8 protein-coding genes are annotated in these 14027 nt (G+C 70.5%); 3 read left to right on the top strand and 5 right to left on the bottom strand.

Annotated features, from left to right (window positions below):
* Positions 1 to 126 precede the first annotated feature (126 nt).
* Entirely contained in the window at positions 127 to 1059 is a 933-nt protein-coding gene (locus IT371_27140) for a hypothetical protein (GenBank protein ID MCC6751359.1), read from the bottom strand.
* A 133-nt stretch (positions 1060 to 1192) separates the two neighbouring features.
* Here IT371_27140 and IT371_27135 point away from each other — a divergent pair, with 133 nt between their 5' ends.
* Positions 1193 to 4663, top strand: coding sequence for an alpha/beta fold hydrolase (locus IT371_27135; GenBank protein ID MCC6751358.1), 3471 nt, complete (start codon positions 1193 to 1195; stop codon positions 4661 to 4663).
* A gap of 90 nt (positions 4664 to 4753) precedes the next feature.
* Complete coding sequence (locus tag IT371_27130; protein MCC6751357.1) at positions 4754 to 6064, top strand: outer membrane protein transport protein; 1311 nt, start codon at positions 4754 to 4756, stop codon at positions 6062 to 6064.
* 1 nt (position 6065) lies between these two features.
* Here IT371_27130 and IT371_27125 read toward each other — a convergent pair whose 3' ends face one another.
* From IT371_27125 to IT371_27110, 4 genes are all read right to left on the bottom strand, one after another.
* Positions 6066 to 8519, bottom strand: a complete 2454-nt coding sequence (locus IT371_27125; protein MCC6751356.1) for a protein kinase — start codon at positions 8517 to 8519, stop codon at positions 6066 to 6068.
* A gap of 105 nt (positions 8520 to 8624) precedes the next feature.
* Positions 8625 to 9695, bottom strand: coding sequence for a hypothetical protein (locus IT371_27120; protein MCC6751355.1), 1071 nt, complete (start codon positions 9693 to 9695; stop codon positions 8625 to 8627).
* Between the two features lie 150 nt (positions 9696 to 9845).
* A complete protein-coding gene (locus tag IT371_27115; protein ID MCC6751354.1) occupies positions 9846 to 10676 on the bottom strand; it encodes an anti-sigma factor antagonist in 831 nt (276 codons plus the stop codon).
* Positions 10677 to 10814: 138 nt separating this feature from the next.
* Positions 10815 to 11471 (bottom strand): tetratricopeptide repeat protein, encoded by a 657-nt coding sequence (locus IT371_27110; GenBank protein ID MCC6751353.1) that lies wholly within the window; start codon positions 11469 to 11471, stop codon positions 10815 to 10817.
* A gap of 178 nt (positions 11472 to 11649) precedes the next feature.
* On the opposite strand from IT371_27110, the gene IT371_27105 reads away from it, so the two are divergent.
* Entirely contained in the window at positions 11650 to 13977 is a 2328-nt protein-coding gene (locus IT371_27105; protein MCC6751352.1) for a DEAD/DEAH box helicase, read from the top strand.
* Positions 13978 to 14027 lie beyond the last annotated feature (50 nt).

Here is a 14027-nt window from a genome sequence, read left to right as displayed (position 1 = left end):
GAAGAGACGTTCGACGATATCGCAAAAAGTGCGCGAGCTTTAGCACGGCGCCGCGAAAGCTGGCGAGGGAAAACTGAGACGACGGACCCGTGGGAACCCTTCCCGTTGCGTCGGGAGGGCGCGGCCTCAGCGCGCGGGACTGAAGACGTGGATCGAGCGCGGCAGGTGCCGAAGGTCCCGGGGCGGGACGTCCAGCTCGAGCACCACGGTCACCTGGGTGAAGCTCCCGGGCACCACGTCGAAGAAGAGCAGCGTCGCGGCGCGGTAGAGCATCATCATCCCCAGGCCGGCGCCTCCACCCGAGCGGTCGAGCGTCCCCGCGGCGGTCGCGCGGTGCAGCCCGCCGAAGACGTGTTCGCGCCGCAGTCGGCCGAAGGGGTCGTTCACGGCGAGGAGCAAACGGTTGCCGTCGCAGCCGCAGAGCAGGCGCGGGCGTTGATTCGGCGCGAGCTCGATCGCGGTGGTCCGTTGATGGGCAAAAAGCGGCTGTCCCTGCCCATCCACGGGGGCGTCGTACATCGCGTTCATCAGGAGCTCGTGCGCCACCTCGCCCATCGTCGTGGCGACGCGCACCCCGGCGAGCTCGCGGCAGAGCTCCTCCACCTCGCTGACGACCTGGTCGCGGTCCGCCGTCGAGGCCGGCACCCACTCCCGCTGCCACGCGCCCCAGTCGAGGCCCGTGCCGAGGGGCGGGGCCAGGCCGCCGCTGCGGCGTCGGATGATGCTCAGGAGCTCCCACGGGCGGGGAGGCGCGTCGGGATACCGCAAGCCGAAGACGTGATTCACCTGCGGCGCCCCGAGCAGCGGTTCGAGCAGTGGGTCGACGCTCTCGCTGGCCCAGAGGAAGGCCTGCACCGACGGTCGTAGCTGCAAGAAGGGGAGCACCGCCGGGAGGGCGTTGGCGTCGAAGCCCACGAGCTCGGTGCCGGAGGACAGCACCTCGCCGAGCTCCTCGGGGGTGGTGACGACGTCCACCGTGGCGCCACCGCAGCGAATCACGCGGGCCACGGCGCGGGCCGCGACGGGATTGGTGGCCAGAATCGCGACCCGGAGCTCCATTGGCGCGGGACCCTAGCACGCGCGATGGAGCGACTCAATGGTCCGGGCGAGCTCAGGGTGTTGACACTTCCGCCATGGTATTCATAGGCTCCGCCCCGCAACGCCACCCTGTCCGACGACACCGGAGGAATCCATGAAGCGGTGTGCCTCACTCCCTGTGATGGGACTTGCCTCGGCTGCCCTGCTCTTCGCGGCCTGCGCCAAGGAGATCCAGACCACGCCGCCTCCGACGGGGCAGGTCACTCCGGTCTTCGACCCGTCCGCTTCGCCGCCCGCGGTGCCCACTCCCACCGACCTGGCGCGGGATGCCGCCACGGGCCTGCTCAAGGTCCCCGTGGCCGACGCGACGCAGAACCCGGCGCAGGCCTATCTCGACGGCTACCTGAACACGCTGAACGGCTTTCCGAGCAGCGCCACCGCGGAGGTCAAGTTCACCGGCGAGCTCGACGAGAAGAGCGTGAGCGCCGAGAGCATCAAGGTCTACGAGCTCGGCGAGGGGGGCCTGGCGACCGACGTGGCGGACCTGGTCTTCGAGCACAAGAAGGTCGAGGCCGCCGGCAAGACCACGAGCCTGGTGCGCGTCTGGAACTACGCCGGCTGGAAGCGCGGCGCCTCGTACGCCTTCTTCGTGCTGACGGGGTCGGACAAGGGGGTCAAGGACGCGGCCGGCAAGGCGCTGACGCGCTCGGCGCTCTTCGAGGTCGCGACGGCCGCTTCCCCGCTCTGCGAGTGGGACCCGAACACCTCCTTCGACGCGGCGAGCGGTCGCTGCGCCACGCCTGCTACCGGGAAGCCCGCCCTCGGCTGCTGCACGTACAACTACTCCGCGCTGATCGACAGCTCGGTGAAGAAGGCGATCCACGACGATCCGAAGTACGCCGACAAGCCCGCCGAGGAGGTGGAGGCGCTCATCAAGTCCAGCATCCTGGCCAAGGCCACGGACTTCGAGCGCCTGCGCCGCGGTTTCGGCGGGCTCCTGGCGGTGGCCGAGAAGAAGGGGCTCAAGCGCGAACAGGTGGCCGTCCTCTGGAGCTTCACCGTCGTGAACATGAACGAGGCGATCTTCGAGCCCGCGTCGGTGCCGCCCCGCGTCCCGTCGCCCACGGACCTGGTGCGGGATCCCGCGACCGGGTTTCTCGCCGTGCCGAGCGCCCCGACGGCGAGCGACGCCGAGAAGGAGTTCAACGCCTACCTGAACAGCCTGGACGGCTTCCCCGCGGCGTCGTCGCCCACGCTCGACTTCTACGCCGAGCTCGACGAGGCGACGATCACCGGCAGCGTCCTCGGCTTCCAGGTCGCGCAGGATGGCATCTCCCCGCTCTCCGACGTGTCGACCAGCTGGAACGCCGGCCGCAAACGCCTCACCCTGAGCCGCAAGGGCGGGTTTCCCCGCGGCGGCAAGGTGGTGCTCGTGGCCCTCGGCGGCGCGAAGGGGCTCAAGAACAAGGAGAGCAAGGACGCGACGGCACCGAAGCGCTCGGCGCTCATGCACCTCGCGCTCAGCCCGCATCCCCTGTGCACCTTCGACGCGACGAAGAAAGAATGCACCGATACCAAGGTCTCCTCCTTCATCGACGACCCGGCGAGCAAGCCGGGGGCGATGACCGGCCTGCAGAAGGCCACCCGCTTCGAGCTGATCCGGCAGGCCTACGACGCGATCCTCAAGGGGCTCGACGGTGCGGGGGTGCTCAAGCGCGAGGAGGTCGCGTCGCTCTGGGCCTTCAGCGTGACCTCGCAAACGGAGGTGGTCTACGACCCGACGGCCGGCGTGATCCCCTTCCCCAATAACCTGCTGATCGACCAGGGGACGGGGAAGGTGAACATCCCCGCGCGTCCCGGCGAGTCGGCCGCGCAGGCCGCGCTCCGGCAGGGGCTGAACACCCTCGACGGCTTCTCCACGCAGGGGGGCTCGTTCGCGGTGGTCACGGGCAAGATCGATCCGCCCTCGCTCGAGTACGGCGTGGGCGGGCTCGCGCTCGACCTGGACGCCAAGGCCACCATCGCGATGAACTTCACCTTCGAGGAGCGGGCGCCGGCCATCGTGGCTACCCCCGCCTCGCCGCTCGGCGAGAAGACGCAGCACGCGGTGGTGCTGCTCTCCCGCTACAAGGCGGGCGACCTGAAGCCGACGAGCGGGCTGAAGGACGACAAGGGCCGGCGGCTCATCCCTTCGGTGTTCACGGTCCTGATTCGCAACCGGCACTCGCTGCTCGCGGCCGGGGGCAAGAGCGCGGTGAGCGTGCTCGACGACGCCACGGCGCTGCAGGCCGAGATGGCGCGCATGGCGCACAAGCCGCTCTTCGACAGCCTCGAGGCGCAGGGCTTCAAGCGCGAGGACGTCGTCGCCGCGTGGACCTTCAAGACCCAGACCATCGCCGAGCCGATGACCAAGCTCCGGGCCATGCCCTGGCAGATCCTCGCCGCGGCGGACTTCAACACGCCCAAGCTCGGCGGCACCATCGACGCGACCCTCGCCGGCTGGCCCGCGGCGGCTCCCAAGGACGCGCTCGGCGGCTTCGTGCCCGACGGGACGTTCGTCTCGTGGAACGCGCTCGACGCCAAGACGGGGGCCTTCCTCCCCGATCCGACGAAGGGGAAGGCCGAGCTGATTCCGTTCCTGCTCGCGCTGCCCAAGGGGACGATGCCGGCGGGCGGCTGGCCCGTGGCCGTCTTCCAGCACGGCCTGAACGGGCAGAAGACGGCCATGTTCGAGCTCGCGAACAGCCTGGCAAAGGTCGGCTACGCCACGCTGGCCTTCGATGCCGGGTTTCATGGGTCTCGCTCACTTTGCACGAAAAACGAACATTGTACGGCTGGCGGGACCTGCGACCTCGCCGCGGGCAAGTGCTCCACCGCGCTGCTCGACACGGACGGCGACGGCACGCCCGACGCCTCGGGGGCGCGCTTCCTCGTGCTGGCGAACCCCTTCGCCGTGCGCGACAACCTCCGGCAGCACGTCGTGGACGCCGCGGCGCTCCTGCGGGCCATCGCGCTCAACGGGGCCTCGGGGATCGCCGGCCTGAAGTTCGACCCGACCAAGGTGCAGGTCATCGGCCAGTCCCTGGGTGGGATCCTGAGCACCCTTGTCGCGGCGGTGGATCCGCTCCCGCAGCGGGCCGTGCTGAACGTGCCGGGGGCGCCGCTGCCGATCGCCTACGCCAACTCACCGGCCTTCAAGAAAGAGGTCACGGAGTTCATGACCGCGCAGGGGGCGGCCGAGGGGAGCGTGGCCTACCTGCAGCTCATCAACACCTTCTGCTGGATCGTGGACCCCGGCGACCCGGGGAACTTCGCCCGCTACCTGCAGAAGGCGCAGCTTCCCGACCTGGTCAAGGCCGGGACGAACGTGCCCAAGAAGTCCGTGATCGTACAGCTCGCGGGCAAGGACCAGACGCTCCCCACGATCTACGGCAAGTACCTGGCCGAGGCGGCCGGGATCGACATCAGCAAGACGGTCTTCGCCGACCAGGGGCACGGCTTCCTGCGGAACGCCGACCCGGCGGGGAGCGAGGCGGCGACGGCGGCGGCGCAGCTCCAAGCAGCCACCTTCCTCTCGACGGGGACGGTCTGCACGCCCAACGTGACCGCGGGGACCTGCAACTAGACATGGTCACCTTGGTCGCGATCCATTCTGTGTAGAGCGGCCGGTCGCGAGCGACGCCGGAGCGCGCGCGGTGGAGTGAAAAAGGTGGTCGTGCGACGCGCTCTCGCTTTCCTGCTTTTAGCCCTCGTGGCCCCCTGTCCCGCGGCGCTCGCCTCGGGCTTTCTCCTCGACCAGCATTCCGCGCGCGCCCTGGGGATGGGGAACGCCTTCACCGGCCTCGCCGACACGGCGGCGGCCGCGTTCTTCAACCCCGGCGGACTCGGTCAGCTCCGCGGGCTGCACCTCGAGGCGGGGCTCGCGCTCCTCGCCCCCTCCGCGCGCTACGACGGCGCGGCCCCGGGGAGCGGCGCGCCGGTGACCATCGACGCCGAGCGCCAGCTCTTCTGGCTCCCGCATCTGCACGTGGCCTACCGCCTCCACGAGCGCGTGGTGGCCGCCCTCAGCGTGCACGTCCCCTTCGGCCTGGGAATGGCCTGGCCCAGCACGGTGAGCGTGGGGGGCGAGAGCCGCGCGTTCTGGGGGCGCAGCATCGTCCGGCGCATCCGCCTCGAGTCCGTGGCCCTCGCCCCGACGCTCGCGCTGCAGGTGAACCGCCAGGTGTGCGTGGGTTTCGGCATCTCCATCGTGAAGGCTGCCGTCTCGCTCGAGCGCGCGGTCACGCTCTCCGCGCGGCTCGAGGACGACGTCGACGTGGAGCTCTCGGGCGGGGACGTCGGGTTCGGCATGAACGCCGGGGTGCTCTTCCGGGCCATTCCGAAGCTGCTCCACGTGGGGGTGAGCCTGCGCAGCGGTGCGCCCCTCACCTTCAACGGCAAGGCGGCCTTCACCCGCGCCGGCCGCGCCGAGCTCGTGCCCGCGGGTCTGCGGGCGCGCCTCACCGACGGTCCCGTCAAGGCGCCGCTCGATCTTCCGCACGTGCTATCGGTCGGCGCCGTGGCCTTCGCGACCCCCAAGCTGGCCCTCGCCCTCGCCATGGACGTGGTCACCTGGAACAACTTCCGGGAGCTCCAGCTCGAGTTCACGGAGAACCCCGAGCTCAGCGTGGCCGAGCCGAAGCGCTGGAAGACCATCGTGGTCGTTCACCTCGGCGCCGAGTATCGGCTGCGGCCGAACCTGCCCTTGCGCGCCGGCTTCGTCTTCAAGCAGAGCCCCGTGCCGGCCGACACGCTCGGCCCCGAGCTCCCCGACGGACACCGGTACGAGGTCAGCCTCGGGCTCTCGTACGCCTACCGCGCCTTCTCGGCCGACCTGGCGTACCTCTTCATGCTCACGGGCCGCACGCCCACCGCGGAGGTCGCCCCGCTCCCCGGCGAGTACCGGAACCAGGCCCACGTGGCGATGCTCGGCCTTCGCTACGCGTGGGATCGGGCGCGGAGCCTGCTCACGACGCGCCGGCGGTAGCTCACGCTTCCTGCAGGAAGGCGAAGTACTCCTCGGGCACCTCGTCGAAGACGAGCGGCCTGTGGCAGCTCTCGCAGGCGCGGGCCGGAGGCAGCGTCGCGTCGAGCTCGGCGCGCGTGAGGAGCTCGAGGCTCTCCTTCTTGCAGTGCCCGCAGACGTACGGGGCGAGGATCGACCCCACGCGGCCCGTCTCGCTGAAGGCCGGCAGCAAGTTGAGCTGGCTCACCACCGCCATCGAGCAGCGTTCGAAGACCAGGTCCTGCTCGGGGTTCCCGGCGCGCGCGGCCTCGAACCAGACGCGGATCCCCATCGAGTTCATGCGCGTCACGCCGGCCAGGTCCAGCACCACCCGCCCCGGCGGGTCAAAGACCGGCTGGAGCTGGCTCGTCTCGTTGATCTCGCCGGCGAGCTCGAGGTGCAGCGCGTCTCGCTGGCGCATCTCTCGCAAGCGAAGGCGATCGCCGACGCGGCGTGCGACCTGGCCGAGTCCGTTCAGCACGCAGACCGTGCGGCCCAGCGCGCTCGCATCGGGCTCGCGGTCCACGAGCGCGAGCACCTCGCACCAGGTCCCGGGGCAGATGGCGAAGAAGAGGTGCCGCGCCGCGCGCGACATGATGCGCAGCCCCATCCCCGCGCCGCCTCCGCGCCCGCTCAGCTTTGGCTGGCGCGCCTGCCCCGTGGTGCCGCCGAGCGCCTCCGCCGGCGTCAGGGCGCCGAAGGGGTCGCGGATCGAGACGGCGATGAAGCGGTCGCCGATCATCCAGCGCAGCGTGGCCTCTTCTCCCGGGCGCAAGGTGAGCTCGGCCGCGCGGTCGAGCTGGGCGTAGCGCGGGCGGCCGTCGGCGGCCGTGGGGGCGTCGAAGATGGCGTTCATGATCATCTCCTCGGCGAGCTCGGTGAGCGCGCGCAGGCCGCGCTGCCGAACGCCTTCGGAGCGCGCGTCGTCGAGGAGCGAGTCCACGTAGGCGGCCTTCTGCGCCGAGGAGGTGATCTGGATGACCTGGATCGCGCCGTCGAGCGGGAGCTGGTCGATCCCCGACCGGTCGGGTCGCGCCATCCAGCTCAGCGCCAGGCCGACGGCCAGCGGTTCGAGCGGGCGCGCTCCGACGAGGAGATGGGGAAACTGCTCCGCGGCCTCCGAGACGTCCGCCTTCTCCGGCGCGCCGTCGAAGCAGGCGAGCGTTCGCTGCGGCGCGACGCCGGCGCCGGCCCAGGGGCCCCAGGCCTCCTCCCAGCGCGTGACGGGGAGCGGCAGCACCGACAGGTCCGGCTCCTCCGCGGAGGGCTTCAGGTCGAGCGGCGAGGCGCAGCGCTCGGCGAGGCGGAGGTGCTTGCGCGCCAGGATCCCCCAGTCGGCGCCCTTCAGCGGCTCGGTGGGACCTAGGAGCGCGAGGCGCACCGCGCCTTGCTCCCGACCCGCAGCGCGCGTCGCCACGGGCTCGAGCTTCGCCCCGCCCGGCCGCACCGAGACGGTGTCGAGGTCCTCCGACGGAAGCGGGGTGCGCTCTTCGAACGCTTCCTGGTCGTCGCGTGCGAGGCCTCCGCCCCCCGTGTCCTGCAGGCCGAGAGCCAGCTCGAGGCGAGCCAGCTCCGCCGTGGCCTCCTCGAGCGAGGGGAAGCGCGCCTTCGGGGACTTGGCGAGCAGGCGCAGGACGAGGCCGTCGAAGGCCGCGACCTCGGGCGCGGGCCGAATCGTCGACGGAGCCGCGGGCATCACGTGCTGGTGCAGGTGCAGGTAGCCGATCTGGTTGTCCGAGTAGAGGGCCGGCCGTCCCGCGAGCAGCTCGTAGATCACCATCCCCAGCGCGTACTGGTCGCTGAAGCTCGTGGCCGGCTCGCCGCGCCACTGCTCGGGGCTCATGTAGCGGGGCGTTCCCACGAGGGCGCCCGTGTTGGTGTGGCCCGCCTCCTCGGTGACGCGCGCCAGGCCGAAGTCCACTACCTTTGCGTGCGCCTTCCCCTGCACCTCGGCGACCATCACGTTGTCGGGCTTGAAGTCGCGGTGAATCACCTTGCGGTCGTGGGCGTACGCCAGCGCCGAGGCGCACTGCCGCGCGAGGGCCACGGCCCGTCCGAGGGGCAAGGGGCCGCGCTCGAGGAGCCCGCCGAGGCTCGTCCCGTCCACGTATTCCATCGCCAGAAAGAGCGACCCGTCAGCGAGCTCGCCGAAGTTGTAGACCGTGACGATGTGCGGGTGGGAGAGCCGGCTGGCGGTGCGCGCCTCCTGGCGGAAACGATTGCGCCACTCGGTCTCGCGCCGGGCGTGGAGGATCTTGACCGCGGCGAAGCGGTCCATCGCCGACTGCTCGGCCAGGTAGACGGCCCCCATGCCGCCTCGCGCGATGAGGCGCACGAGCTGGTACTGGTCGAGGACCCACAGGCCAATCAACGGATCCGCGTCGGGGGAGCTGGGGCTCGCGGGAACGGGCGGCGGCGTCGGCGGATCCTCGTGCATCGGCGGCTCGGTGCCGCCATCTTAGCACAGGCGATGTGCGGGGAGAGGCAGGGGGGACCCCGGCGCTGCGACCGGGGCCCGAGGGCGAGGACGCGTAGGCGTGGGCTACTTGACGGGGCAGAAACCGGTCGTGGTGCGGCAGGTCAGGCCGACGCTGCCGCGCCCGACGCCGGTGTACCAGATGCCCCAGGACTCCGTCGCGCTCGTGACCTTCAGCGCCACCAGCCCGGTCTGGATGAGCAGCGGGTTGTCGTCCTTCGTGACCTTCGGCAGCAGCTTCAGCGCATCCGCCGGGATCTGCTTCTTGCCCGCCACGGCCAGCGTGACGCAGGTGATGCGCGTGTGTTCGCTCTTGTCCTTGAGGTAGGCGTACATGTCCACGGCGACGAGGTCCGCGCCGCCCGTGGGGAGCGTCTCCCACTCGGCCGTCACGGTGGCCGCCGTCGGGTCGAGCTGGTTCAGGTCGAAGGAGGCTTTCGGCTTGGCCATCGCCGCCGCCGCCAGGTCCTTCTTCGAGAAGGCCTTGACCTCGGTCCCGCCCGCCACGGTGAACTCCAGCTTGGAGGTATCGTCGAGCCAGGAATCGGCCGGCAGCACGGTGCTGTCGGGGAGGCCGCAGTCATAGGTGTAGAACTTGCTCGTGCCGAGCTGCTTGCGCGTGCAATCGATGGTCGCGGGCAGTTTGCCGGAGGTGGTCGGCGCCGCGCCGTCCACCCAGTTCACCTCCTTGTGACCCTTGACGGACACCTTCCCCGCGTCGCCGGCGGTGCGGTTCGGCGGCGTGGTCCCCGTCCACTTGTAGACGGTGCAATTCGGGGGCGACGGCGCGTCCTGGAAGTCGGGCTTCAGGCTCGGGTCGTTGGGGTCGAAGGTTAGCCTGAGGCTCAGGATCTTCGTCGGCGTCGGCGCGGGCGAGGGGGTGGGACCCCAGGTCAGCCGCCCCGAGAGCTCGCTCGCGGCGAGCAGCGCCGTGTACGTCGTCGGCGCCTTCGCATCCGGCTTGGCCGCGTCGCCAGCGCCAGCGTCGGGCTTTCGCGCGTCGCCCGCGGCGCTGTCGTGGGTCATCCCCTGGTCGACCGCCACTCCCGTGTCCGTCTTGGGCGTTCCGTTGTCGCTCGAGCACCCCGCGCACGCCAGCGCGAGCGCGCCCAGTCCTGCCATGACCTTGGTCACCATCACGATACCTCCCTCGGTAAGTTGATCCCCAGCGGGGATAGGTGAGGCTATGTACCGCTCGATGGCGGGGGTGTCAATCTGACGCAGGTTACGGAGGAGAAGGGTCAGACCGGAGCGGTCCCAGGACGCGACGAGCGGCGGTCGCTCTGACTAGCTGCCCGAGCGCAGGACGACGTAGCCGAGGAGCGCGATGGCGGCGGCGAGCAGCGCCACGATGAGGTAGAGCAGCTTGCCGATTCCGCCCTTGTGCTCCTGCTGCTGCTGACCGACCTTGTCGTAGGCCACGTCGGTGAGCAAGCCCTTCAGGTTTCCGCTCGGGATGGTGGGCATCGGCGGAATGCCCGAGGCTCCCGACGACGACGACGAACCGGCCGACGGGGTGGAGGGGGTGGCGACGCTCGGCAGCGGCATCGAGGTGGACCGCGTGCGCAGCGTGCCCTTGCTCTCGCGCGTGAGCCGCTTGATGACCTGATCCAGGCTGGCTTCGATGCGCGGCTGGGTCAGGGTGTTGAGAAACCCGAAGTAGGAGCTCTCGATGTCGTCGAACTCCATCGTGTGATCGCACTGATCGCAGCGACAGGTAGGCGCGTGGAACGGCAGGCCCTTGAGGGCGTCTTCCACGTTGATGAGCAGCATCTTGTCGGATTCGCACGAGGAGCAGAAATACGGCGCGTAGAAGCTGGCGATGATGCCGTTGCCGACGAAGTTATTGACCAGGTTCACCTGGGTCATGATGGCCGGCGAGCACTCGAGCAGAAAGATGGTACAGCCTTGGCGCTGCAGCTCGCCGAGCCAGGTCACCCAGTCGCGCACGCCGCAGGAATTGATGCGTTCCACGTCCGAGGTGTTGATGAGCACCGTGGGACGTTTCACTTGTTTGGTGATCTCGAGCAGGTCGTTGTCTTCGTCGATGACGCCCGATAGCCGAATGAGGTTTACCCCTTCGGTATCCGTGACCTCGACGCCCAGGCGCGCACCCATGGCTCTCCTCTTCCCGACGAGCCTACCGTCCTGCCTAACGCTTGTCCAGTATTGCGCCTTCCGTCACGGGCACCGGGAGCGACGGTCGACGACGGCTGCGCCGCCCCTCCCTCCGAGGCGATTCCTTCGGAGCGCGAACTATTTTCCGTCGCGGGTCGTGAGCGTGGCGATGGTCAGATCCCCGGCCATCGGGCCCGTGCTTGGGACGCGGCGCACCGCGGCGGCGGGGAGCCCCGTCTCCCGGCACAGGGCGTCCAGACGGGCCGCGAACATCTCCGAGACGATGCGGCCGTCGATGCGACTTTCCTCGACGGTGCCGTGCCGCGTGCGGGCCTCGGCGATCCATTGCTGGCGGTGCGTCAGGGTCCGGACCGTCTCGCGCCGGGCCTCGTCCCGCCGCTGCGTGGCGAGCAGGGTCATGGCCAGGAGGTAGCGGCCGATCACGTTGCGCTCGTTGATCTCGATGGCGCGGCGCAGCGCTGCCTCGGCCTGCCGCGGACGCCTCGTCTGGAGGTAGAGCAGCCCCATGTTGGAGAGCACCCCGTCCCGCGAGGGGTCGTCGGTGATCAGCACCTGGTAGTGCCGCAGGGCCTCCTCGTAGCGGCCGCTGCGGTGGAGCTGCACGCTGTCGCGAAAGCGCATCTCGGCGGCGACCTCGCCGAAGCAGCCGGTGCCGAGGAGCCCTGTCGCGAGCAGGCCCGCGGCGAGCAGGCCGCGCGCGAACGGAGCCGGACGGAGAAGGCCCTCACTTCGCCCGCGGATCGTCTCGGTGGCCTTGCGGAGCGTCTGACGCATACGACAGACCTAGGATACCACGCCCCCTGGACGGTGACCTCCCCGCGCCGCCGGGAGCGCGCAATTGCTGCCAGATCTCCTCATGCCGCGCTCGGTCGTCGCGCTTGGCCGCCGCGCCCGGAGGAGCCGACGGAAACTCTGGACACGGCGATCGACACGCCTTAAGTAGTGAGTGCAGATGCAGCTCACTGCGTTGTCGCCGACGCCCGCTTCCGCGTGCGTCCCCCGGATTCGGCTGTTCACGGAGCGGGTCCTCATCGACCGCGGCACGGCCTGGGCCCCCGATTACGAGGAGGCCGAGGCCCCCGCGATCCAGCTCTCCTTCGACTACGGCGGCACGGTGGTCTCCGCCGCGCAGCCGGTCTCGCGCGTGTTCGTCGGCGGCAGCGGGGCTGCGGCTCCCCTCGAGCGGGACGTCGCGCTCGAGAATCACGCGCGCGCGGTGCTCGAGGCCTTCGGTGCGGTCGAGCTCTCGTGCCTCGAGCACGTGGCCGCCCCGGGCTCGAAGGCCGACTACCTCGTGCACGTGGAGAGCGACGTGCACACCGTCTGTGGCTTCACGGCCTACACGGTGCCGCAGCTGCGGCGGCTCGGCTGGCAGGTGGAGGTGGCCGACTCGTACCGCTGGCGCGTCGTGGACGACGCGGTCCCCTTCTACGCGCGCCTCGAGGAGGACGAGGAGCCCGACTGGTTCAGCCTCGAGCTCGGCATCGACGTGAACGGCCGGCGCATCAACCTGGTGCCGGGGCTGCTCTCGCTGCTCGAGGACGCGGCGAGCCTCAAGGCCCTGCAGAAGGCGCGGCGGAGGTGTTACGCGCTCCCCGTCGGCGAGGGCGTGTACCTGCCGATCGAGCCCGACCGCCTGAAGGTGCTGCTCGACGTGCTCCTCGAGCTCTACGAAGGAGCCAAGGGGGGCGAGCTGAAGTTGCCGACGCTCGGGGCCGGGGCGCTGGCGCGGCTCGACCTCGCGCTCCTCGGCGAGCGGCGCGTCTCGTGGGAAGGGGAGACGCGCCTGCGCGACCGGGGCTACGGGTACATCCCCGAGGCCGTGCACAAGGTGGAGGCGCCGAGCGGCCTGCGGGCCACCCTGCGCCCCTACCAGGAGGACGGGCTGGCGTGGATGCAGCACCTCCGGGCGCAGGAGGTCGGGGGCGTGCTGGCCGACGACATGGGGCTCGGCAAGACGCTCCAGACCATCGCGCACCTGCTCGTCGAGCACCGCTCGGGGCGGGCCGAGCATCCGTCGCTGGTGGTTGCCCCGACGAGTCTCGTCTCGAACTGGCGGCGCGAGCTGGCACGCTTCGCACCGGCGCTCCGGGTGCTCGTGCTGCACGGGCCGAAGCGCCACGTACGGCGGCGGCTGGCCTACCAGCACGACGTGGTCCTGACCACCTACCCGCTCCTCGTGCTTGACCTCGACGAGCTCGCCGCGCAGCGCTACCACCTGCTGGTCCTCGACGAGGCGCAGGCGATCAAGAACGCCTCCAGCCAGGCCCATCGGGCGGCCAAGCGGCTCGACGCCGAGCACCGGCTCTGCCTCTCCGGAACGCCGCTCGAGAATCACCTCGGCGAGCTCTGGGCGCTCTTCGACTTCCTCACGCCGGGGCTGCTCGGCAGCTCGCGCCAGTTCCGCGAGCACTTCCGGTATCCGATCGAGGCGGCGGGGGACGAGCATCGCCTAGAGGCCCTGCGGCAGCGCGTGGCGCCCTTCGTGCTGCGGCGCACGAAGGACCAGGTGGCGCGCGAGCTCCCGCCGAAGACCGAGATCGTGCGCGCCGTGGAGCTCAAGGGGGCCCAGCGCGACCTCTACGAGAGCATCCGCGTGGCGGCCCACGCGCAGGTGCGCCAGGCCATCACCCGGCAGGGGCTCGCGCAATCCACGATTGCCATCCTGGACGCCCTGATGAAGCTGCGTCAGGTCTGCTGCGATCCGCGCCTCGTGAACGTGCGCGCCGCGCGCGAGGTCGAGGAGACGGCCAAGTACGAGCTCCTCTTCGAGCTGCTCCCCCAGCTCCTCGAGCAGGGCCGCCGCGTGCTCCTCTTCTCGCAGTTCACGAGCATGCTCGCGCTCATCGGGCAGGGACTCGAGCAGCTCGGCCGACCCTACGTCGCGCTCACCGGCGCGACGGTCGACCGCCAGCGCGCGGTGGACGCCTTCGAGCAGGGCCAGGTCGACGTCTTCCTCATCAGCCTGAAGGCCGGCGGCACCGGGCTGAACCTGACCTCGGCCGACACGGTGATCCACTACGATCCCTGGTGGAACCCCGCGGCCCAGGCGCAGGCCACCGACCGCGCGCACCGCATCGGCCAGACCAAGCCCGTCTTCGTCTACAGCCTGATCGTGGCCGGTTCCGTCGAGGAGCGGATGCTCAGGCTCCAGCGGCGCAAGGCCCGGCTCGCGGAGAGCCTGCTCGCACCGCAAGGGACGGCGTGGTCGGCGGACGAGGTGCAGAGCCTCTTCGCGCCGCTCGGCGACTCGGGTCTCGTGGGTCTCGCCGAGAGCTGAGCGCCCGCGACCAGCTGAGCACCCGCGCCGAGCCCGGCTCCCGCGCCAGG

The sequence above is a fragment of the Deltaproteobacteria bacterium genome (assembly GCA_020848905.1).
GTDB lineage: Bacteria > Myxococcota_A > Polyangia.
The sequence above is the reverse complement of the archived record's forward strand: the minus strand, read 5'-3'. Positions and strand labels throughout refer to the sequence as shown.

Coding starts and splice junctions, on each gene's coding strand:
- IT371_27140 (MCC6751359.1), bottom strand. CDS start 1,059: ATGGAGCTCCGGGTCGCGATTCTGGCCACCAATCCCGTCGCGGCCCGC.
- IT371_27135 (MCC6751358.1), top strand. CDS start 1,193: ATGAAGCGGTGTGCCTCACTCCCTGTGATGGGACTTGCCTCGGCTGCC.
- IT371_27125 (MCC6751356.1), bottom strand. CDS start 8,519: ATGCACGAGGATCCGCCGACGCCGCCGCCCGTTCCCGCGAGCCCCAGC.
- IT371_27120 (MCC6751355.1), bottom strand. CDS start 9,695: ATGGTGACCAAGGTCATGGCAGGACTGGGCGCGCTCGCGCTGGCGTGC.
- IT371_27115 (MCC6751354.1), bottom strand. CDS start 10,676: ATGGGTGCGCGCCTGGGCGTCGAGGTCACGGATACCGAAGGGGTAAAC.
- IT371_27110 (MCC6751353.1), bottom strand. CDS start 11,471: ATGCGTCAGACGCTCCGCAAGGCCACCGAGACGATCCGCGGGCGAAGT.
- IT371_27105 (MCC6751352.1), top strand. CDS start 11,650: ATGCAGCTCACTGCGTTGTCGCCGACGCCCGCTTCCGCGTGCGTCCCC.